Source organism: Paenibacillus macquariensis (assembly GCF_900156375.1).
Lineage (GTDB): Bacteria > Bacillota > Bacilli > Paenibacillales > Paenibacillaceae > Paenibacillus_AQ > Paenibacillus_AQ macquariensis.
The window spans coordinates 159441-180801 of sequence record NZ_FTNK01000011.1 but is presented as its reverse complement, the minus strand read 5'-3'; the positions used below and the strand labels follow the sequence as shown (position 1 = coordinate 180801).

Below are 21361 nucleotides of genomic sequence, written 5' to 3'. Positions count from 1 at the left end.
GGGCAGAAAATGATTATATTGGCAGAATTAAATGAAAGCAATGTTTGTATTGGCGTGAAAAGCGTAATATCAATGATTAATGATGGTAAACACATTGAAATAGAAACTGCTGATTATGAGCATTATGCATTTAGGAAGTATGAAAATGGTCAATGGTCAACAGAAAAATTCGTGCCTGAATATGCGCAGATCGAATTGTCTCGAATGGAGAGGCTGGAACAGTCCCAATCAGAACAAGATGGTTTACTTATGGAACTAATGTTAGGGGGTATATAACATGGGGGCAAAGTATAATCTATTCCTTAGAAATTGGATAAACAACATTGCAACAGTGGAACAAATAAAGTTAGCAGTAATGAAGGAATTCATTACCGAAGAAGAGTCTGCCAAGATTATGGCAACTGACCGCAACCCATTGTAAGGCATATGGATGATAATGCGACACAAGAACACTCAACAATGGGTGTTATTTTCTCATTTGTTTATAGTCAATAAAATTACCTTTTTGCCTATGAAAACAAATGTTCCCATTTCGTTTACACAACTCGACATGATATGATATGGTAGAAGTAGGCAAGGGTGGGGTAGCTCCCCATCCTAAAACGTTCTTGGGAGCGTTGCCTACTTCTATTTTTATCCCAAGGGAAAAACACCTATCCCAAGGAGGTCATATCATGCAGGCAGCTGGAGAACATTTATTGTCTCAGGTTACTCAGTCATTGTTAGGAATCTGTACAGGAATTGATTTGGAAGGCATTCGATCGAAGCTGTCAGAGATCATTTCAGGTTACGACATCAAGCGGATTGAAACTGATCAGACACATCCCGATTTACAAGAAAAGATCGATCTATACCTATCCGGTAAAAAGCTAGAGGGACTATCTAAAGTAACGTTAGGTGGTTACAAGATTCATCTCAGAATATTTGCAGAGCATATGAAGAAGATGGTCGAGGATGTAACGACAGCAGATATTAGGGTCTATCTTGGTCGCTACAATAACCAGAAGATTACAACTATATCTACTAAGTTGTCAGTGCTCAAATCGTTTTTCGGATGGCTAACCGCTGAAGATATTATTCCAAGAGATCCCACCGCAAGGATCAAACCGCCAAAGAAAGAAAAACGATTACCAAAAGCTTTGAGTATTGAAGAATTGGAGATGCTTCGGGAAGCTTGTGTAAATGTTAGGCAGCGTGTGTTAATCGAGGTCTTATATGCTACTGGTTGTCGATTGTCAGAAGTCCACGCAATTAACAGGAGTGATATTGATTATAATACACAGAGTTGTAGGGTGATCGGAAAAGGCAACAAAGAAAGAGAAGTATACTTTAGTTTCAAAGCCTTATTCCATCTCAAAAAATACTTATTTACTAGGGCAGACTCGGAACCAGCATTAATAATCACGGAAAGAAAACCGTATCGAAGATTATCCCAAAGGGGCATTCAACGAGAGATTAAAATAATCGCTGAGAATGCGGGTTTACAAAAGAAGGTCAGCCCTCATACAATGCGTCATACCTTTGCAACACTGACATTAAACAATGGTGCAGATCTAGTAGCTGTTCAAGAATTACTTGGCCATGAGAATCCTGCTACTACTCAAATATATGCAAGCATCACAGCAGAGCGCAAACGGGAACAACACAAAAAGCATTTAGTGCAATAATTCCATATACTACACGTCCACTCGGGCGTGTTTTTGTTTTGCCCTAGGAGCCGATCCGAGGGCTATTTATATTTAAAGGGGGAAATGAAGTGGAGAGATTGGATTTAATATTAAAGTGGGGCATTGCACTTGTAGGATCGGCAGGGACTTACCTTTTAGGAGGATGGTCTGAATTGATTTCGTTTTTTTTACTTGCGATAGTGATCGATTATACAACCGGTGTTGCTGCGTCTTTAAAAGAGGGCAAAGGGCTTAGCAGTAACGTTGGCTTCTGGGGATTAGCTAAAAAGGGGCTTATGCTGCTAGTTGTTATATTGGCACACAGGCTAGATGTTTTGATGGGCACCGATGTGATCATGATTGGTTCCATTTATTTTTATCTTGCGAATGAACTTATTTCCGTGACAGAAAATTATGGTCGTTTGGGCCTACCAATGCCGAATTGGATTAAAGATATTATTGCTGTATTCAAGCAGAAGGGTGGTAATAAATAATGAATCCATTTGAAATTTTTAGACTAACAAGTCCATTTGGTATGCGTATGCATCCTGTAGATCATGTTAAGAGATTCCATAGAGGTGTAGACCTTGTAGTTTCCCCATCTAACGGTGTGCTCAAGGCATTTGTAGGTGGAGAAGTGTTACACGCTAAGATGGGTTTGACAGGCTCAGGATTCGGCAATATGGGTAATGTGGTAGCTATTAAAGATGACAAGGGCTATTTGCATGTGTATGCTCATCTGTCTGAAATAGCAGTAAAAGTAGGACAGCGAGTGGTCAGAGATCAAGTTGTGGGCAATCAAGGTAACACAGGTAAGAGTACAGGTGCGCATTTGCATTATGAGATCCGCAAGGCTTGCTCTCCGTCATTTGGTTATACGGCAACAGAATCCGGTGTGGTTGAACCTACTAAATATCTGCAAGACTATTATTCAAAAGAGGAGTTGTCAAAAGTGGATGAAAAAGACGCTAACGCAATCATAGATAAGTATCTCAAGCCCGCATACGGAGTAGCTAAGACAGCTGCAGAGCGCAAAGAGGTTGGACGTTTGGCAGATGCCTTACGTGCGGCATCGGGACAGGCTAAACAAAACGTTTGACAAATTTAACATCTGATTATTCCAAACATGAAAATTTTGATTTTATACGTTACGGAAGCACAGCGTGCAATCCGAAAATATCGGTAAAAACACCCCACTAACCTTAATTGGTCGGTGGGGTGTTTTTTTGGTTTTAAAGTGCCCCACCCAATCATCACCCTGCACATCTAACCCCGCAGGATTATAATAACAAGGTGAGTCACGGTGTGCGTATGATATATATATAGTCTATTTAAACAGTTTCTTTATTACCTTGAAAATATCAAAAGTGGTTTTGTTGTACACCTTGTTATATACAGCCTTTTTGGGACTTCTCAGCGGTAATTATATTTACTATTCCTGAATTTCTCGATGTATGCGACGAGTAGTAGTCTCTATTTCATCTAGCCTACTGCTGATTCCTTGCACATGTTCCAGTAACGTGGAAAATGCAAAGACGAACACCGAAGAGACACCTCCAGCGACCCACCACATAAGCGCTATACTCCACAGAAATTTTTTGTCTTCGAATACACGTAGTGGCTCTGGTGCATATACGTTGCCAGCTACAATGCCGCCTATAAAAACTAGTATTATTATTACAATCGCCATTCCTCGTAATGTTTTTACCAAGACAGTTTCCCCTCGACCTTCTTATTGATTTTATAGATGTAGTCTATCAGAACTAGGTAAATATATCCATGAGTTTTGGAAGATGACCATGCTATATATAACCTGAAAGCCCTGGCTAAGTGCCGGGGCTTATTTGTCGTTTTGTTCTGGATCTCCTAAATCTATGAAAAGTAATTCATTCATGTCCGTTATATCGAGGGATTCTGCAATCTTTTCTAAATGGCGTAAGCTCACTTGTTCCCTAATGTTTCTGGACATTTCGCTAATTGCTGATTGACGAACGCCAGACATCTCTGAAAGAGTGGCTTGTGTTATACCACGCTTATCTATTATTTCTTTAAGTCGTATATTGATCTTTCGCACGATATCACCATCCTTAAACCCATTATAACGCATATATGTATAGGCGTAAATAATTTTATTGACACTTAACGTATAAGCGTATAATATTATGAATATCAAAACGCTTATACGTTATAACCATTAAACGTATGAAAGGGGTAATTATGAATGTCGGCTAACAACAAAGTGATCATCCAACTAGGCGAAAAACGTAGCCGGAATGAGTTAACTCTACCGATCCAACACTTTATCGCAATGGATGACTGGATAGATAAGCTCGGGAAACAGGCTTATATCGCATGGCTTAAATTATATACATATGCTGATCGAACAGAAGAGCAACGTTTCAATGCTTCACTAACAAAGTTATGTGTTCGACTAGATGTTTCTAAGAGTACGTTTTACTCCAAGGTAGTTCCACAGCTTTGGGACTATGGATTCATAGATTTCAAGGAGTGTGATGGATTCCTGACAATTATTGTGTACTCTTACCCGCAAAACAAGATCGAGTTGGCTTCTAAGCCGCTCAATAAAATTCGGGATTATGCAACGGAGTGGGAAACGGAGAACAGAGAACGTACAAAGAGTGGCGGAGGTAGAAAGTCAGGAGACAGCACTCCCCGGGAGACCACACAACTAAGCGGTGCGAAAAACAAACCGGATATTATTAACGGTTCGAAATTAATACCGGAAAGCGGTACGAAAATCGAACCCAATAATAAGAACTATAAATCTTTTAATAACTCAAAAGACTTGAATGATTGTATGGGCGATGCTGACGCATCTGAACAGGAAGCCATTTATCAAGCCTTACAAAAACATGCAACCAAGAACTGCTACATGCTAAACAATACGCCAATAGGCTCCTGGTACATAGACGAGATGTACACCATGCTGCTTAACCAGTTCTCTAACCAGTTAGATCCAGAAGTTGTGAAGATGGCTACAGAGCTTTATTTTGATAGAGCTTGTACCATGACGCTTGAGGGCGTGATCATGAAGTTTGAAATACAGAACCCTGTTGGGTATTTCCGATGGTGCTACGAGGATGCTATTAAGCAGTACAAAGCGAGAAGAAACAGAATAGCCTAGAAAGGGGATGACACAATTGGAAATCAGTATTGAGCAAATGAATGAATATGTACCTGGACACTTTTACGAGCGCGTATTAAAAGAACATCAAAGAAATCAATCTCATGGATTCGGAAATTCTACAATTCAAGTAACAATTACAGATAACGAAGAAAGTGATTATAAAAATGTTACAGCTATTATAATGTTTCAGGAATCAGCATCCATTCACAAATACGTCTGTTTTGGAGAAAAAAGCCGTTTTGGAAAAAGTGAGCAGATTGATTGTGTATACCTTCAACCTTCCATGATTCGTTTTATGAGCGAACAAATGTAATCATAAGCAATGGTTGTTAAAGCCCAAACGCATTTATATAAAATATTATAGAAATTGTTATATAAGAAGTTCTAGAAGATTAGTGATTTCAGAGCCTTAAACGGCGACTTTATATAAAAAGTTATAACGATTGTTATATAAAAAAATTATAGGGAGAGTGTTTTGAATGAAAAATGTAAGAGCGACTGATATCGGTTATGGTGTTTTGAAAGATGTAGATGCAAAGGGAATTGTTTGTAAGACTCGTGCAGTCGTTGGACGGCTTGGAGATTCTATGACACCAAACGATACCCTTGCAGCTGATGTAATCATGATTGATGGAATTTCGTACGTTATCGGTGATGATGTGTACAATCTAGGACGTAAGCCTATCGTAGCTAACGAGACTGTCAATAGAGCTCAGTCAGAAGCGTATAAGGTATTGGCAATGTATTCACTGGCTAAACGTCATACAGTGAATGAGGAAGCAGTTACAGTTATCACAGGGATGCCGTATCAAAATCTTGATGAATCTGATGAGATCAAAGCGTTATTTAACGGGGAGCACTCATTAACCTTTAATGGTAAGGAGATAACAGTCAATGTTAATTCAACAGTCGTAGTGTCACAAGGTCTTGGCACGTATTATACACTCGTTAAGCAGCGTGGAAACGACATTATAATTAAGCGCATACTTGTTGTTGACCTTGGCTTTAAGACGATAAACTACTTACCGATCATCAGCGGGGAGATCGATGCGTTGACAGTTAAGACAGCTCGCGAGCTTGGTATACAGAGTGCATACAAGAAAATTGCCGATGCTGTAAACCTAGAATACAAAACGGACTACAAATATTATCACATAGACGATCTGCTGGATCATGGGGTTCCACGCCAAGACATAAATACAGGCAAGATCTTCGATCCGATCATGGACAAGCTCTATGTAAAAGATGCTTTTGATGAGTATGCAAAGAGTGTTTGGGCTGACTTGATAGACAAATACAGTGGTGCTTTTATGGATGATCTAGATGAGGTTGTATTCGGTGGCGGAACGGCTGAGCGTGTCGAAACGAACCTACTCGAACATAAAAAGCATTACTGTACGATCATGGACAACGCTCAGGATGCACAGGTTCTAGGCTATGCAGAGATAGCTAAGAAGTTATAAGGGAGGTAATAATATGGCAGCTAAGAGACAGAAGCTTATATATTTCGGTAAGCGTGATGATGCAATATGGGATGCAATTCAAGGCATCCCAGCAGGGGATCAGAACTATCATATGAAGGAAGCTTTCAGGATGTACTTCTTAGCTCAGGAAGTTGAAGCAATCAAACCAAAGACTTTAATTAAAACAGCCCCACTAGTAGAAAATGAAGACCATACAAAGAAAATAAATTTAGGGAAGTTAACTGGATCTATGATTCTTTAATGATAAAAGACCACGGAGGCATGACGCTAAGGTGGTTTTTGTATTATACAAGGTACCAATTATTTATGATGTTAAATATTGCATTGAAATACGAACACTTGTTTGCTATACTCTATTTACTACCATAGAGGAGGCGTTAGATGTGAATGCAATTCCTAAACCATCAGGGAAAAGTAAAGTATCAAGACCCACTAGAGATGAATTTGATTTACAAGAGTTAGCAGAAAAGTTAGGGCAGTCTTTGGAGGGTTCTACGCAGCTTGTATTTACGATTTGGAAGTCTAGTGAAACAGCACAGGGAACAGTAACCAAAATGGACACAGCAACACAGAGAGTACATATACAGACGAGATATGAGGGACTGTTGAAGATCCCATTTATAGATATACTGAAAGCGGAGAGTTTAGAGTAATAAATTACCACTCATTCATTCGACATATAACGACATGAGATTAAGATCATAAAGAGTACACTTGGTATGCGCTCTCTTATAATGAGTCCGGACTGATTATAAGAGTGCCATATATTAAAGGGGGGAAATAGCGAAGAACAATCACTGTTGTATAGCTATAGCTATACAACTCCTTGGGAGAGCCGATTAGGCTCGGATATTTTCTATCTCGTATAATTCTTCCATGTGACAGTTAAGTACATAAGAAACAGCAATACCGGCATCCCACGACATCAATTCCCGATTGTTAACCCAATTGGATATCTGCTGTCTGGAATAACCAGTCCGTTCCGTTAGATCAACTTGTCTCATTTTTTCACGAGCTAGTAAGTACCTTAATCGGCATCTCCCTCGGATTAATGCCAATCCAGTTACTCCTTTCAAATTTTGGTCATTTAATTATATCTTTTTAACATCATAAGAGTACAGGGGATGATTATTTGTTAAGTGACTTGATTGATTTAGAGGACGAAGCTAATAATATTGTAGATGAGGTATTTTGTAATGAGCTCAATGAAATATATACTAATATAATTAGTATTTGTAAATCATCAGACAATTGTTCGCCTGATGAACTGTTTGATTTTGAAAACAACTTCATTCTCACTATACGTAAAATCATTCAAAAGTCATATCAAAACGGATTAATCACAGGCATTAGAGCGGTTGAATATCATGCTCAATCTATACAAAGACCTCGGTAGCCTTGTTGCGAAAAGACTTGTAATATATAATAACGTAGATATTTGATAAATTATAAATAAGGAGTTGTTTAAATATGTCACTCTCTTGCGGTATCGTCGGATTACCGAACGTAGGTAAGTCCACGTTGTTTAATGCAATCACACAAGCAGGAGCAGAAGCTGCGAACTATCCTTTCTGTACGATCGACCCGAACGTTGGGGTTGTTGAGGTACCGGATGAGCGTTTAGATAAACTAACTGAATTGGTCGTTCCTGATAAGACCGTACCTACAGCATTTGAATTTATAGACATTGCTGGAATTGTTCGTGGTGCGAGTAAGGGTGAAGGCCTAGGTAACAAATTTCTAGCACACATCCGTGAAGTGGATGCGATTGTTCACGTTGTTAGATGTTTTGAAGATGAGAACGTGACACATGTTGATGGAAAAGTGAATCCTGTCAGCGATATCCAGACGATTAACCTAGAGCTTATTTTGGCGGATATTGATAGTGTTGAGAAGCGTATTGATCGTTCGCGTAAAAATATTAAGAACGGTGACAAGAAGTATCTTCAAGAAGTTGAAGTGCTTGAACGTGTGAAGGAAGCTCTTTATAACGATATGCCAGCACGTAGCATAGAGTTAAGTGAAGACGATAAGTTGATCGTTCGCGATCTTCATCTGCTTACACTTAAGCCAGTATTATATGCAGCTAATGTTAGTGAAGATGGTGTTGCTGATGCTGATAGCAATCCATTTGTACAACAAGTGCGGGATTTCGCTGCTGCGGAGAATTCAGCAGTTGTGCCGATCAGTGCGAAGGTAGAAGCGGAAATTGCAGAATTAGAAGGCGAAGATAAAGCGATGTTCTTGGAAGAGTTAGGACTAGAAGAGTCTGGCCTAAATCGTCTGATCAAAGCTGCATATAGTCTACTTGGTTTGTACACTTACTTTACAGCTGGTGTTCAAGAAGTTCGTGCTTGGACGATTCGTAAAGGAATGAAGGCACCTCAGGCAGCTGGTGTTATTCATACGGATTTCGAACGTGGATTTATTCGTGCTGAAGTCGTGTCCTACGATGATCTAGTTGCAGCCGGTTCTATGGGTATTGCTAAAGAGCGTGGACAAGTGCGTTTAGAAGGTAAAGAATATCTCGTGAAAGACGGAGACGTTATGCATTTCCGTTTCAACGTTTAGAGTACTACCTTAAAGCACATGAATGAGTTTGCCTTGTATGGCAGGCTTGTTCATGTGATTTTAATTCATAGGGATACGTAATCTTCCCCATCTCAACATGAGGAGTATTACCATCATCCCTCCCACCTTTGCTCTAATCCTCGAATGATAGAATAAATAACCCAATTTATAGTTGTAATGGAACCAGGAACAGGACCCCAATAGGCGGATGCACGTGTAGATTAAGCGAAGCTTGGCATACTGTATGTACTAAGATAATCCATAATAGAATGACAAGCCGTGGAAAATATGATTCTTTATATTGAATATTATTAAAATGTGATATAATAAAGAGTCGAAATTGTATTGGTTTGATCTTGAATAGGAGAGGTGACCCCCAATGTTGGACAGATTACAATCCTTGGCGGACCGCTATGAAAAACTGAGCGAACTGCTCTGTGACCCTGACGTTGTCAGTGATAACACAAAGTTACGGGAGTATTCTAAAGAACAATCGGATTTGCAGCCTGCGTTTGAGGCTTTTACTGAATATAGAACGGTTATAGAAGAGTTAGATGCTGCAAAAGCAATGCAAGCTGAGAAGTTAGATGATGACATGCGTGAGATGGTTAAGATGGAAATTGATGAATTGACATCTCGTCACGAAGAGCTGGATAGTAAGATTCGGTTACTTCTTTTACCGAAGGATCCTAATGATGATAAGAACGTCATCGTTGAAATTCGTGGTGCAGCAGGTGGGGATGAAGCCGCTCTATTTGCAGCTGACCTTTATCGTATGTACACGCGTTATGCCGATGCACAGGGTTGGAAAGTAGAAATTATGGATATGAACAGCAATGACCTAGGTGGATTTAAAGAGGTGATCTTCTCCATTAACGGTCGTGGTGCTTATAGCAAAATGAAATTTGAAAGTGGTGCACATCGTGTGCAACGCATTCCAACGACAGAATCGGGCGGACGGATTCATACGTCAACGTCGACAGTGGCAGTTATGCCAGAAGCAGAAGAATTCGAGATTGAAATTCATGACAAAGATATTCGTGTGGATACATTCTGTTCTAGTGGTGCAGGTGGACAATCCGTTAATACAACGAAATCTGCTGTGCGCGTGACTCACATTCCTACGGGTATTGTGGCAACTTGCCAAGATGGTAAATCACAGAATAAGAATAAAGATTCAGCACTTAAAGTACTTCGTACGCGTATCTCGGATATGACGCGTCTAGAAGAAGAAGCTAAATACGCTGGTGAACGTAAAAGTAAAGTGGGTACAGGCGATCGCAGTGAACGGATTCGTACGTATAACTTTCCACAGAGCCGCGTAACTGATCACCGTATCGGTCTAACTATACACAAGCTAGAACAGATCATGAATGGTGATATGGAAGATATTATTTCAGCTTTAAGTATTGCTGAGCAAACAGATTTGATGGATAAAGGGGAATAATGCTTTGAATAACGTGGATTTTGTTATGAAACCAAAGCAAAGTATACGGGGAGCCTTTGTTGAGGCTTCCTCTTTTTTAACTCAATGCGGCGTAATGGAGCCGCAAAGGAATGCTCAGCTGTTGCTTGAGCATGTACTGGGCTTGTCTAGCACCGCCTATTATATGGCGTTGCCAGAACCCTTCCCAGAAGCAGCAGTCGCTGCTTGGGTAGACGCGGTCACCCGCAAAGCAGCGGGTGAACCTGCGCAGTACATTATTGGAGAGCAGGAGTTCTACGGCCTGCTCTTTACTGTAACGCCGTCCGTGTTAATCCCACGGCCAGAGACCGAACTGCTAGTCGAAGCCATTCTGCAGCAGGCTGAACGGCTATGGCCGGACCGCACAGTCGCATCTGCTAATGGCGACGCTACCTCTGCCACCAGTACGACTGAGCCGCTTGTGGTCGCCGACATCGGCACAGGCAGCGGGGCTATTGCCGTGACGCTCGCGTCGGAGGCACCGTACTTGCGCGTATACGCGAGCGACATCTCGCCGGAGGCGCTTCACGTAGCTGAGCGTAATGCGGCCAGCCATGCGGCAGCCGTTACCTTTCGTGAAGGCAACCTGCTGGCGCCGTTTGCCGACATGGCGTTGGACATTGTTGTGTCCAACCCACCGTATATACCGGCGGATACCATCGCCGGTCTGCAGCGTGAAGTGCGCGACTTCGAGCCGCGCTTGGCGCTAGATGGCGGTGAGGATGGTCTGTGGCCCTATCGCATCATGATTGAACAGATGGATCTGCTCATTGCCCCTCCACGAATCATTGGTTTTGAACTCGGAATGGGCCAAGCTATGGACGTTGCTGATATGTTACGTCAAGCGGGGCATTGGAATGAGATCATCATTGTGCCAGATTTAGCAGGGATAGATCGTCATGTTATTGGTGTAGATAGTTTATTTGAATTATGAAGTGATATTCCTATACAATAGAGCTTAAGTGCTCTAAGGGAGCACAAGAGGCAGAAAGCCTCAGCACTGGAGGGCGGCACATGCTTCGTAAGTTAAAAAAAATAGATTTAATTATAGTTGTTACACTATTTGCGCTTATGGCAATCAGTATACTATCTATATATAGCGTAACTAATGGAAGAGCCGGATATGATGGACATCACATTAAGATGTTGAAGTACTATGCCGTATCCTTTGTAGCTTTCTTTGCATTAGTCATGATCGACTATAGGATATTGATTAAATACTCCTTGTATATTTATTTATCTGGGATGGGGTTGCTTGGGGTTGTAAGTTTTATGGGAGAGTCTAAGAATGGTGCATCAGGATGGTTGAATTTTGGTGGACTATCATTGCAGCCTGCAGAACTTTTCAAACTTTGTTTAATCCTCTTCCTAACCTTTGTTCTTGTTCGCAAGAATAAGAATCAGCTAACCTTTTGGCGAGATGTTGTTCCGGTGGGTATGATAGCCTTTATTCCGTTTGCCTTGGTTATTCTGCAGAACGATCTTGGGAACTCAGGTAGTTATGTCGTCATTCTGATTGGATTAATTTGGATTGGTAATATTAAATTTACCCATGCGATGATTGCTGTAGTCATTATGATTGGATCTCTCATTGGCGGAATTCAAGCGTATACTCATTATCATGACAATATCAAAACAACGTTGGAATCTATCGGTAAGGATCACTGGATCGAAAGACTTGATCCGTGGCTTGTTCCTGATAAGGCGACAGCTAAAGCGAAGTACCATACCGAGAATGCGAAGCTTGCTATTGCTTCTGGAGGTATGGGTGGCGAAGGGTATATGAAGGGGACTTCTGTTCAATCAGAGCGTGTACCTTATACGTATTCTGACTCTATCTTTGTGCAGATCGCCGAGGAGTTTGGATTTGTTGGGGCATCGGTGTTGCTTCTACTGTACTTTATAATGATCCATCGCATGATTCTGATTGCATTAGAGTGTAAAGATCGAGCGGGGCCCTATCTCATTGTGGGTGTAGTTGCTATGATGTTGTATCAAATTTTTGAGAATATCGGTGCGTTTATCGGAATTATGCCTTTAACAGGGATCACCCTTCCTTTTATAAGTTATGGTGGAACGTCGTTACTTATTAATATGGCTAGTATTGGTATCGTTATGAGCGTACGAGTTCATAGTGAGGATGAAGAAGATGATTTCGTGGTTCAACCCGCGAACTATTCTAATACTGGGAATCAGAACTAATACTTATGTAATGTTTGGATGATTGGAACCACGCTTGTAAACCTGTTAGGTTTATGGGAGTGGTTTTTTTATTTTTACAATATTACTAGATTAATAGGTTTGGACTCTCTCAGAAACGGACATACTGACAAGTATGATTCGATAGAGTGGAGTGGTTAATATGAAATGGAATATTATAAAGTGGGACGAGCATAGATCAGACATATTACGCGTCGTAGTGAAGAAAGTAGCTATCATATTTAGTTTATTGTTTATGCTTGTGATGTCTTGGGATACGCAGCGGACAGATGCATCTGTTGTGGGTGGACCTATTCCGAAGGAATCCATTCGATTACGTATTCTAGCAAATTCTGATAATGTGGGAGACCAACTTGTCAAAAGAGAGATTAGAGACGCGATAGTAGCAGAAATGAATGGATGGGTAGGCGAACTTGCAGATCCACAAAATCTAGATCAGGCCAGAGAAACGATTCGTAATCATATGGAAGATTTAAATCAATTGGTGGGAAGAGAACTGAGAGATCGAGGGATCAGCTATTCTTATGCTGTAGAGCTAAGTGTAGTCCCTTTCCCAACGAAGTTATATGGTGGGACGGTATATCCAGCGGGGGATTATGAAGCCCTTCGTGTTACCTTAGGTGAAGGGAAAGGTCAGAACTGGTGGTGTGTACTATTTCCTCCCCTATGTTTTATTGATGCGGGAAGTGGAGATGCGGTAGCTACAACGGCTGAAGCAAAGGTACAAGCAATTGGAACGAACGATTCTAAAGAATTGGCAATCAAGCAGGTTTCTAGCGTGTCTACTCAAGAACCTGAAGTACGTTTCTTCCTATGGGATCTCCTTAGTGGAATTTTGGATTGGGTCACAGGATTGTTCTGGTAAGTCAGAATTTAATTACATTAGATTTTATGCTAACATAGAAAAGAAATTGATAGCTTAAGTGCTTCAGCCGGGAGGCTTTTGATATTACCCCGGTTTGGTCGCGCTTTTTCGCTATGTAATGAATATCAAATGCAAAGTAACAACACTGAAATTTATATAGAAAGCCTGGGATATAACAATGACGCATAGTCTTGATAAGGGAATGGATAACAGAGCAGAGCGGATAGGAATGACAACGGCCTATTGGAATGTGCAGTCTTTATCTGAAGAAGGTATAGAGTCTGCTAAACAAGATAGTACTACTCGACAAGCTATGGGTGAAGCAGCCGCACTTTTACGTAAGGGTGGGATCGTGGCTTTCCCCACTGAAACTGTATATGGTCTAGGGGCGGATGCTCGGAGTACAGCGGCAGTAGAAGCGGTATTTGCTGCTAAAGGACGCCCTTCTGACAACCCATTGATCGTTCATATTGCTGAGCGTTCGCAATTAGAGGAGCTTGTTACAGACATTCCTCCTGTCGCACTCACGTTAATGGACATGTATTGGCCGGGGCCACTTACGATCGTACTCCCTCTACGTCCCAATGTGCTCTCGACTCGTGTGACCGCAGGGTTGGATACAGTGGGAATACGTATGCCTGACCATAGGGTTGCATTGGCCTTGATTAAAGGGGCAGATTGTCCCATTGCTGCCCCTAGTGCGAATCGCTCAGGACGTCCAAGCCCTACACTTGCGTCACATGTACAAGAAGACCTGAACGGTCGGATTGATGGGATTCTTGATGGTGGTCCAGCCGGTGTAGGTCTTGAATCTACAGTAGTAAGAGTATTCTCAAATGGGGATATACAAGTGTTAAGACCCGGAGGTATTACGATAGAACAACTTGGGAAAGTGAAGGGTGCTAACGTTATTGTTGTAGGGGGAGCCGACGAAGAAGCACAGACTGCGATTTCTCCAGGGTTAATGACTGGGAGTGCGCACGTAAAGACTGTTGATTCTGAGGCTCCACGTTCTCCAGGGGTGAAGTACACGCACTATGCACCACAGGGCGAGCTGAGTATTGTAAGGGGTTCTTCACCGCAAGCTGTTGCGACTTCGATTAAATTGTTGTTAGACAAGGCTAGCCATGTTGGAACTGTGACGGGTTTACTTGCATTTGAAGAACATATGCCATTCTATGGCTTGAATCCTGCGAATGTAGTTATTTCTCTCGGATCGATAGATACTCCTGCTGAAGCGGCTCATAAGTTATATACATCACTGCGACTTTTTGATGAGATGGGTGTGGCTTATATGCTGTCTGAGGCTTGTCCGGAAGAAGGGCTTGGCGAGGCGATTATGAACCGACTTGTGAAAGCTGCGGGTGGGCGGATCATCGATATTGAATAGTAATTATCTATGAGACTTCCTTGCTAGTATGACCCCAGTTCGGGATACTTTTTCTTGCAGTGAGCGTAGGCGTTGTGCTGTTTCTAGACATGTTTCACTTCTTGTCCGCATATGGTTGTACAAAAGAAAGTACAAACGGACATGGAGGAATACTCATGCTAGAGAACTCTGCCGGATTGGGGCAGCTCATTACAATTTTTATTATGGCGGCAGCGTTGGGGATGGATGCCTTTTCGCTTGGTGTGGGTATTGGTATGAGAGGAATTCGACTGGTACACGTTCTTAGAATCAGCACAATGATCGGTGTCTTTCATATCATCATGCCCCTATTAGGAATGTTCACGGGTCAATACGTGGGCTCGCTACTGGGAAAAGTTACAGGATATGTCGCTGGTGGGTTACTAGTCTTACTTGGAGGCCATATGATTCTCAATGCTTTTCGTGGAGGATTTGCCAAACCTGTCAATCATCGTTCATGGGGAGGGATGATACTCTTCTCACTCAGTGTCAGTATTGATTCCTTTTCGGTAGGCGTTTCTTTGGGCATGTTTAAAAGTGATCTGATGTTGACCATTCTAACCTTCGGGTTCTTCGGTGGGTTAATGTCCATTATGGGTCTTCTCCTGGGGCGGAAAGTGAGTAGTAATCTTGGAGATTATGGTGAGGCGCTCGGGGGCGTGGTATTACTAGCATTTGGACTCATGTTTATCATTTGATACAATAGAGAGAAGATTTATATATGGAGGTGGAGATACGTGTTGCGTATTTTGTTTGTATGTACAGGGAATACATGCCGCAGCCCGATGGCGGAAGCTATTCTCCGGAAATTAGCTAAAGAGCGTGGTTTGCAACTTGAGGTGCAGTCTGCGGGTGTTGCTGCTAGCCAAGGGGCGCCTATCTCTCGACATGCCGAAGCGGTGTTGCGTGATCATAATATAGATGACAAGATAACTTCACAGTCATTGAGACTAGATATCGTACGTGAAAGTGATCTAATTCTTACATTAACGCAAGCTCATAAACAACATGTAATTAGAAATTTCCCGGAAATTGTGGGTAAAATCTATACATTGAAGGAATATGCTGAGGATGATCAACAGGTACTTCAAGATGTTGCAGAGATGGATACCCTATATGCGGCTTGGGCTATGGACAACGCATTGGGTAAACCTATGGAGAATAGGGAACGGATGATCGAGCTCCAACAGCGCATTCCAAGTTTCGATATATCAGATCCATTTGGTGGATCGCGAGAAGACTATGAATTGGCAGCGGCGGAAATACGTACAGCGATTGATCGCTTCTTAGTGAAGTTAGAAGTGAATCCTAGCTAAATGACCGTTGCATTTCATCGTCGTTTGTTTTATCATGAATTTAGAAGAATCGGTTCCGATGTAACTGGCGACGCTGTGGATTAACCACGATGGAGCATCGGGATATACGGCCGGTCGCCTGGGCACAAGAGCAATTCTACGGAGTACCGTAGACTGCTCTTTTTTCGTCTTTTGGCCATTTGAGGTATAATGGTACAAGGCAAAAGAGGAATAATTAGGAGGTTTTTCGACAGATGAGGATTGCTTTAGGAACAGATCATGGTGGTATTCGTTTGAAACAAGACATCATGAAGGTTATTGAGGAATTGGGGCATGTCGTTGTGGATGTTGGGTGCGATTGTTCGGATGCTGTTGACTACCCGGATTATGCTCTTCCTGTTTGTGAACAGGTGATATCGGGTGAAGCAGACCGAGGAATATTAGTGTGCGGGACGGGTATCGGGATGAGTATTGCCGCTAATAAGGTAAAAGGCATTCGATGTGCACTGGTTCACGATACATTCTCAGCTAAGGCGACAAGAGAACATAATGATACGAATGTACTTGCACTTGGAGAACGTGTCATTGGGCCTGGCTTAGCTTGTGAAATCGTCAAAGAATGGCTTGTTACAGAGTTCAGTGGAGAAGAGCGTCATGTCAACCGTGTGAACAAAATCAAGCGAATCGAAGATCGGTATACGCAAGTCTAAGGAGGGGTTCTGCATGGAACTGGAACAAAGCTCGATAGCAGCAGGTACTTCACTTAAACAACAAGTAGCCATTGTACTTCGTGAAATTGCTGAGGTTGCTCATCTCGGAGCGGGGAAATTACTCGTAGTAGGTACGAGCACCAGTGAAGTAGCGGGTAGCCGTATAGGCACAGCAGGGGCATTAGAAGTAGCTAACGAATTGCTTCTTGGTATCGAAGAGGTTCGAGAAGAGTTTGGCTTTCATGTTGTGTTTCAATGCTGCGAGCATTTGAACAGGTCGTTAGTGATGGAACGAACACTTTTGGAAGAACTACGTTTGACCGAAGTAGCCGCGATTCCTTATCCTACAGCAGGAGGTTCAATGGCTTCTGCTGCGTATCGGAATATGCTGGATCCTTGCCTTGCAGAAAGCGTGGATGCACACGCCGGAATCGACATCGGTGAGACCATGATTGGCATGCATTTACGGCATGTAGCAGTACCCTTTCGCCCGAGCATTCGTTATATAGGCCAGGCACGCGTGAATGCAGCCTATACTCGTCCGAAGCTGATTGGCGGCGAGCGGGCGCAATATCGATTGGAAGAGAACTCTTCTATTCAGCAAGGCAATTCTCATTCTTGTGATTAACTATAAAAAATGCAGTGACGAGTAAAAAATGGGTTAAAACTATTATCAGTACTTACCGAAAATAATGGAGTATGCATGAAGTAGCGAAGATGACGAAATTGTCCTGGAGAAGTGACAACGTTCGCCTTTGTCCTCTGATTTCTACCGCTATAGCGGTATATAATCAAGAAATCAGAGGGCAACAGCGATCGGAAGGACAATTCGTCATCGTAGCGGTCATCCTATACGAATGTTTTTCAGGTAAGGATTATAGTAATAAGCCAAAAAAACTTTTAGGAGGAACATTATCATGGAACAATTACGTAATTATGACCCAGCAGTACTAGAGGCTATGAACTTAGAACTTAAGCGTCAACGCAATAATATCGAACTTATCGCTTCAGAGAATATTGTAAGTGAAGCAGTTATGGAAGCAATGGGATCCGTACTAACAAACAAATATGCAGAAGGATACCCAGGTAAAAGATATTATGGCGGTTGTGAACACGTCGATATCGTAGAAGACATCGCTCGTGATCGCGCGAAAGAATTGTTTGGCGCTGAGCATGTTAACTTACAGCCGCATTCCGGTGCACAGGCAAATATGGCAGTCTATCTTGCAGCGCTTAAACCTGGTGATACTGTCCTTGGTATGAACCTTGCGCATGGTGGTCACTTAACACACGGAAGTCCTGTTAATGCTTCGGGTCTACTTTATAACTTTGTTCCTTATGGTGTTCAAGAAGATACTTTCCTAATTGATTATGATGAAGTTCGTAAATTAGCATTCAAACACCGTCCTCGTTTACTTGTAGCGGGTGCAAGTGCATACCCACGTACGATTGACTTTGAAGCTCTTGCTTCCATTGCTAATGACGTAGGCGCGCTATTCATGGTAGATATGGCTCATATCGCGGGATTAGTTGCTGGAGGTGTTCATCCAAGTCCAGTGCCACACGCACACTTTGTAACAACGACAACGCACAAAACACTTCGTGGTCCTCGTGGAGGAATGATTATCTGTAAGCAACCGTGGGCACAAGCCATTGACAAGGCTGTATTCCCAGGATCACAGGGTGGACCATTAATGCATGTTATCGCTTCTAAAGCTGTAGCTCTTAAGGAAGCTTTGGATCCATCATTTAAGATTTATGCACAGAACGTAGTTAAGAATGCTCAAGTGTTGGCTGAGACGCTAATTAGTGAAGGATTGAATATCGTATCAGGTGGTACAGATAACCACTTGATGTTAATTGATACACGTAGTGTGAATATTACGGGTAAATTGGCAGAGAAGGTACTAGATTCAATCGGTATTACTGTAAATAAGAATGCGATTCCGTTTGACCCAACAAGCCCGTTCGTAACGAGTGGTATCCGTCTAGGTACTCCGGCAGCAACATCACGTGGCATGGATGAGAAGGCTATGGTTGAAATTGGGAAGATCATTGCTCTAACGCTTAAGAGCCCAGAAGATGAAGCGGTGCTAGCGCAAGCTGCTGCACGTGTAACTGAGTTAACAGATCAATACCCGCTATATTCCGATTTGAAATACTAGGCGCTACAAAGGATTATTCTAAGAACTGGAGAATTTATTCCAGTTCTTTTTTTCTTGCACAACATTATTGAAAAAATATTCAACTCAGCATGCTTAACTTTATGTGAATAGGATGAAACTATGAGGAAAGTAGAACGTAGTTATTAGAATCTGTTTTGAAGTAAGTTGGGAACTATATGTGGGTATATTATAACGGAAGTGTATGAATATCCAATTTTAAGAAAATATGGTGACAACAATAATGCTTAATGTTACGTTAAGTCAGTGTAAGTACATCATTATTCTGAGGTTTTCTCGCCGGTAATTCGTTACTTCGATCTATGTGGGTGCAAATTGTTTTTACAGAATGCTATAATAGACAAGGTTTGAAAGCCAATAACAACAATAAGACATATGAATTAACCGGAGGGACTTACCATGGGACAAGGGAAATTGGTGATCTGTGATCACCCATTGATTCAACACAAGCTTACTTTTATTCGTGATGTAGAGACTAACACTAAGGACTTTCGAGAACTTGTTGATGAAGTAGCTACTTTAATGGCATATGAAATTACACGAGATATTCCGCTAGAGACCGTTACAGTACAGACACCAGTGGCTACAACAGAAAGTCGCGTTATTTCTGGGCGCATGTTAGGACTTGTTCCTATTCTGAGAGCTGGACTTGGCATGTTAGATGGCGTACTTAAGTTGCTTCCAGCAGCTAAGGTAGGCCACGTTGGATTGTTCCGCGATCCGGAGACACTTCAACCAGTAGAATACTATACGAAGTTGCCAACAGATGTTACGGAACGTGAATTGATTGTTATCGATCCGATGCTTGCAACAGGTGGTTCAGCTATTGCTGCTATTGATGTGCTGAAGAAGCGTGGTTGCACTCAGATTAAGATGATGAATCTCATTGCAGCACCAGAAGGTGTTAAGGCTGTGCAGGATGCTCATCCTGATGTAGATATTTATGTTGCGGCATTGGACGAACGCTTGGATGAACATGGTTATATTATCCCTGGATTAGGGGATGCGGGAGATCGTCTATACGGAACGAAGTAAGAAAAGAGGGGGAGTCAATTTATGTCAAAGATAAAAGTAATGACGATCTTCGGAGTTCGACCTGAAGCAATCAAGATGGCTCCACTCATCCTTGAATTGCAGAAGCACTCGGACAGAATTGAATCGGTTGTTTGTGTAACAGCGCAACATCGTCAAATGTTAGATCAGGTACTAGAGGTATTTAAGATCAAGCCCGACTACGATCTAGATATTATGAAGGAAAGTCAGACACTGAACGAAATATCAATTCGTGTATTGGCAGGTCTTGAACCTGTGCTCCGCGAAGCTAAGCCTGATATTGTACTCGTTCATGGAGATACATTGACGACCTTTCTCGCTAGTTATGCGGCATTCATGCAGCAGATTAAAGTGGGTCACGTAGAAGCAGGATTAAGAACGTGGAATAAGCAATCTCCATTCCCTGAAGAGATGAATCGTCAGCTAACTGGAGTCATTGCGGACCTACATTTTTCGCCTACGGATATGTCTGCAAACAATTTACTTTCTGAAAACAAATCAAAGACAAGCATATATATCACAGGCAATACCGTTACAGATGTGTTTCAATATACTGTACAGCCAGATTATCAACATCCAGTATTGGACTGGGCGTCAGGAAAAAGACTCATTTTGATGACAGCGCATCGCAGAGAATCACAGGGTGAACCACATCGTAATATTTTCAATGCTGTTAAACGAATTGCTGATGAATTTGAGGATGTAGCTATTGTATATCCGGTTCATCCGAGTCCAGCGGTTAAGGATCCAGCGCATGAGATTCTAGGTAATCATCCTCGAATTAAACTCATAGAACCGTTGGATGTCGTTGATTTGCATAATTTCTATCCTCATACTCATTTGATTTTGACTGATTCTGGGGGGCTGCAGGAAGAGGCGCCGTCCTATGGTATACCTGTACTTGTGCTTCGGGATACGACAGAACGTCCTGAGGGAATCGAAGCAGGAACACTAGAATTGATAGGTACGGATGAAGAGAAAGTATATGAATGGACTAAGCGTTTATTAACTGATTCTGCGGTGTATGATTCTATGAGTAAGGCTGCTAATCCATACGGTGATGGAAGAGCGTCAGAAAGAATTGTCAATGCGATTCTTCACAATTTTGGATTAGAAAAAGAACGTCCTGAAGAGTTTCACAGAATGTTCACAAAAAAATGAGATCATGCTATATTTTAATCAATAGAATAGTGTACAGTTATACTGTACGGTTTTCTTGTATTTGCTGAATATGCGACATGGTTTTCATCGCATTTTCACGCTTTAATGCGATGAAAACGTTTGATTGACAA

27 protein-coding genes and 1 riboswitch are annotated in these 21361 nt (G+C 41.9%); of the genes, 24 read left to right on the top strand and 3 right to left on the bottom strand.

Features of this window, described 5'->3' with window-relative positions:
* The first annotated feature begins 9 nt into the window (after positions 1–9).
* The 5 genes from BW961_RS19205 to BW961_RS19190 all read left to right on the top strand — a co-directional run bounded on the left by BW961_RS19205 (position 10) and on the right by BW961_RS19190 (position 2766).
* Positions 10–276: a hypothetical protein gene (locus BW961_RS19205; protein ID WP_068583961.1), complete on the top strand. Its 267-nt coding sequence runs from the start codon at positions 10–12 to the stop codon at positions 274–276.
* A 1-nt stretch (position 277) separates the two neighbouring features.
* Positions 278–421, top strand: coding sequence for a hypothetical protein (locus BW961_RS30650; RefSeq protein ID WP_156510115.1), 144 nt, complete (start codon positions 278–280; stop codon positions 419–421).
* Between the two features lie 253 nt (positions 422–674).
* Positions 675–1667, top strand: coding sequence for a site-specific tyrosine recombinase/integron integrase (xerA, locus tag BW961_RS19200; protein WP_068583965.1), 993 nt, complete (start codon positions 675–677; stop codon positions 1665–1667).
* Between the two features lie 89 nt (positions 1668–1756).
* Positions 1757–2161, top strand: a complete 405-nt coding sequence (locus BW961_RS19195) for a phage holin family protein (RefSeq protein WP_394327610.1) — start codon at positions 1757–1759, stop codon at positions 2159–2161.
* Positions 2161–2766: a M23 family metallopeptidase gene (locus BW961_RS19190; RefSeq protein WP_068583966.1), complete on the top strand. Its 606-nt coding sequence runs from the start codon at positions 2161–2163 to the stop codon at positions 2764–2766. Before BW961_RS19195 ends, BW961_RS19190 begins: the two co-directional genes overlap by 1 nt.
* Positions 2767–3099: 333 nt before the next feature.
* On the opposite strand, the gene BW961_RS29970 is transcribed toward BW961_RS19190, so the two are convergent.
* Positions 3100–3378 carry a hypothetical protein gene (locus BW961_RS29970; RefSeq protein WP_068583970.1) on the bottom strand — a complete coding sequence of 93 codons (279 nt, stop codon included), beginning with the start codon at positions 3376–3378 and terminating at the stop codon, positions 3100–3102.
* 129 nt (positions 3379–3507) lie between these two features.
* Positions 3508–3741, bottom strand: a complete 234-nt coding sequence (locus tag BW961_RS19180) for a helix-turn-helix domain-containing protein (RefSeq protein ID WP_082867418.1) — start codon at positions 3739–3741, stop codon at positions 3508–3510.
* A gap of 147 nt (positions 3742–3888) precedes the next feature.
* Between BW961_RS19180 and BW961_RS19175 the strand changes: the two genes are divergently transcribed.
* The 5 genes from BW961_RS19175 (at position 3889) to BW961_RS19155 (ending at position 6952) form a co-directional block, all read left to right on the top strand.
* Positions 3889–4812: a hypothetical protein gene (locus tag BW961_RS19175; protein WP_068583975.1), complete on the top strand. Its 924-nt coding sequence runs from the start codon at positions 3889–3891 to the stop codon at positions 4810–4812.
* 16 nt (positions 4813–4828) lie between these two features.
* Complete coding sequence (locus BW961_RS19170) at positions 4829–5128, top strand: hypothetical protein (protein WP_068583977.1); 300 nt, start codon at positions 4829–4831, stop codon at positions 5126–5128.
* Between the two features lie 166 nt (positions 5129–5294).
* Positions 5295–6278 carry a ParM/StbA family protein gene (locus tag BW961_RS19165; protein ID WP_068583980.1) on the top strand — a complete coding sequence of 328 codons (984 nt, stop codon included), beginning with the start codon at positions 5295–5297 and terminating at the stop codon, positions 6276–6278.
* Between the two features lie 13 nt (positions 6279–6291).
* Positions 6292–6540: a hypothetical protein gene (locus tag BW961_RS19160; protein ID WP_068583984.1), complete on the top strand. Its 249-nt coding sequence runs from the start codon at positions 6292–6294 to the stop codon at positions 6538–6540.
* 142 nt (positions 6541–6682) lie between these two features.
* Positions 6683–6952, top strand: coding sequence for a YolD-like family protein (locus BW961_RS19155; RefSeq protein WP_169810273.1), 270 nt, complete (start codon positions 6683–6685; stop codon positions 6950–6952).
* Positions 6953–7138: 186 nt separating this feature from the next.
* Here BW961_RS19155 and BW961_RS19150 read toward each other — a convergent pair whose 3' ends face one another.
* Positions 7139–7357, bottom strand: a complete 219-nt coding sequence (locus tag BW961_RS19150) for a helix-turn-helix domain-containing protein (RefSeq protein ID WP_076576954.1) — start codon at positions 7355–7357, stop codon at positions 7139–7141.
* Positions 7358–7431: 74 nt separating this feature from the next.
* Between BW961_RS19150 and BW961_RS19145 the strand changes: the two genes are divergently transcribed.
* The 14 genes from BW961_RS19145 (at position 7432) to wecB (ending at position 21230) form a co-directional block, all read left to right on the top strand.
* Positions 7432–7695 carry a hypothetical protein gene (locus tag BW961_RS19145; RefSeq protein ID WP_068583987.1) on the top strand — a complete coding sequence of 88 codons (264 nt, stop codon included), beginning with the start codon at positions 7432–7434 and terminating at the stop codon, positions 7693–7695.
* 74 nt (positions 7696–7769) lie between these two features.
* Complete coding sequence (gene ychF, locus BW961_RS19140; RefSeq protein WP_068583989.1) at positions 7770–8870, top strand: redox-regulated ATPase YchF; 1101 nt, start codon at positions 7770–7772, stop codon at positions 8868–8870.
* A gap of 379 nt (positions 8871–9249) precedes the next feature.
* Positions 9250–10317 carry a peptide chain release factor 1 gene (gene prfA / locus BW961_RS19135; protein WP_068583992.1) on the top strand — a complete coding sequence of 356 codons (1068 nt, stop codon included), beginning with the start codon at positions 9250–9252 and terminating at the stop codon, positions 10315–10317.
* Between the two features lie 25 nt (positions 10318–10342).
* On the top strand, positions 10343–11269 hold the full coding sequence (gene prmC / locus BW961_RS19130; protein ID WP_068584419.1) for a peptide chain release factor N(5)-glutamine methyltransferase: 927 nt from the start codon (positions 10343–10345) through the stop codon (positions 11267–11269).
* Positions 11270–11349: 80 nt separating this feature from the next.
* A complete protein-coding gene (locus BW961_RS19125) occupies positions 11350–12537 on the top strand; it encodes an FtsW/RodA/SpoVE family cell cycle protein (protein WP_068583996.1) in 1188 nt (395 codons plus the stop codon).
* Positions 12538–12790: 253 nt separating this feature from the next.
* On the top strand, positions 12791–13420 hold the full coding sequence (gene spoIIR / locus BW961_RS19120) for a stage II sporulation protein R (RefSeq protein WP_394327612.1): 630 nt from the start codon (positions 12791–12793) through the stop codon (positions 13418–13420).
* Positions 13421–13598: 178 nt separating this feature from the next.
* Positions 13599–14810, top strand: a complete 1212-nt coding sequence (locus tag BW961_RS19115) for an L-threonylcarbamoyladenylate synthase (protein ID WP_068584002.1) — start codon at positions 13599–13601, stop codon at positions 14808–14810.
* A 155-nt stretch (positions 14811–14965) separates the two neighbouring features.
* A complete protein-coding gene (locus BW961_RS19110; RefSeq protein WP_068584003.1) occupies positions 14966–15526 on the top strand; it encodes a manganese efflux pump MntP in 561 nt (186 codons plus the stop codon).
* 39 nt (positions 15527–15565) lie between these two features.
* Entirely contained in the window at positions 15566–16144 is a 579-nt protein-coding gene (locus tag BW961_RS19105) for a low molecular weight protein arginine phosphatase (RefSeq protein ID WP_076576952.1), read from the top strand.
* A gap of 50 nt (positions 16145–16194) precedes the next feature.
* Positions 16195–16275: riboswitch (ZMP/ZTP riboswitch) on the top strand.
* Positions 16276–16377: 102 nt separating this feature from the next.
* Positions 16378–16833, top strand: coding sequence for a ribose 5-phosphate isomerase B (gene rpiB / locus BW961_RS19100; RefSeq protein WP_068584006.1), 456 nt, complete (start codon positions 16378–16380; stop codon positions 16831–16833).
* A gap of 13 nt (positions 16834–16846) precedes the next feature.
* Positions 16847–17461 carry a TIGR01440 family protein gene (locus BW961_RS19095; RefSeq protein WP_068584009.1) on the top strand — a complete coding sequence of 205 codons (615 nt, stop codon included), beginning with the start codon at positions 16847–16849 and terminating at the stop codon, positions 17459–17461.
* Between the two features lie 286 nt (positions 17462–17747).
* Complete coding sequence (locus BW961_RS19090) at positions 17748–18998, top strand: serine hydroxymethyltransferase (RefSeq protein ID WP_068584012.1); 1251 nt, start codon at positions 17748–17750, stop codon at positions 18996–18998.
* Between the two features lie 417 nt (positions 18999–19415).
* Complete coding sequence (upp, locus tag BW961_RS19085; protein WP_068584015.1) at positions 19416–20051, top strand: uracil phosphoribosyltransferase; 636 nt, start codon at positions 19416–19418, stop codon at positions 20049–20051.
* Positions 20052–20072: 21 nt separating this feature from the next.
* On the top strand, positions 20073–21230 hold the full coding sequence (gene wecB, locus BW961_RS19080; RefSeq protein ID WP_068584017.1) for a non-hydrolyzing UDP-N-acetylglucosamine 2-epimerase: 1158 nt from the start codon (positions 20073–20075) through the stop codon (positions 21228–21230).
* Positions 21231–21361 lie beyond the last annotated feature (131 nt).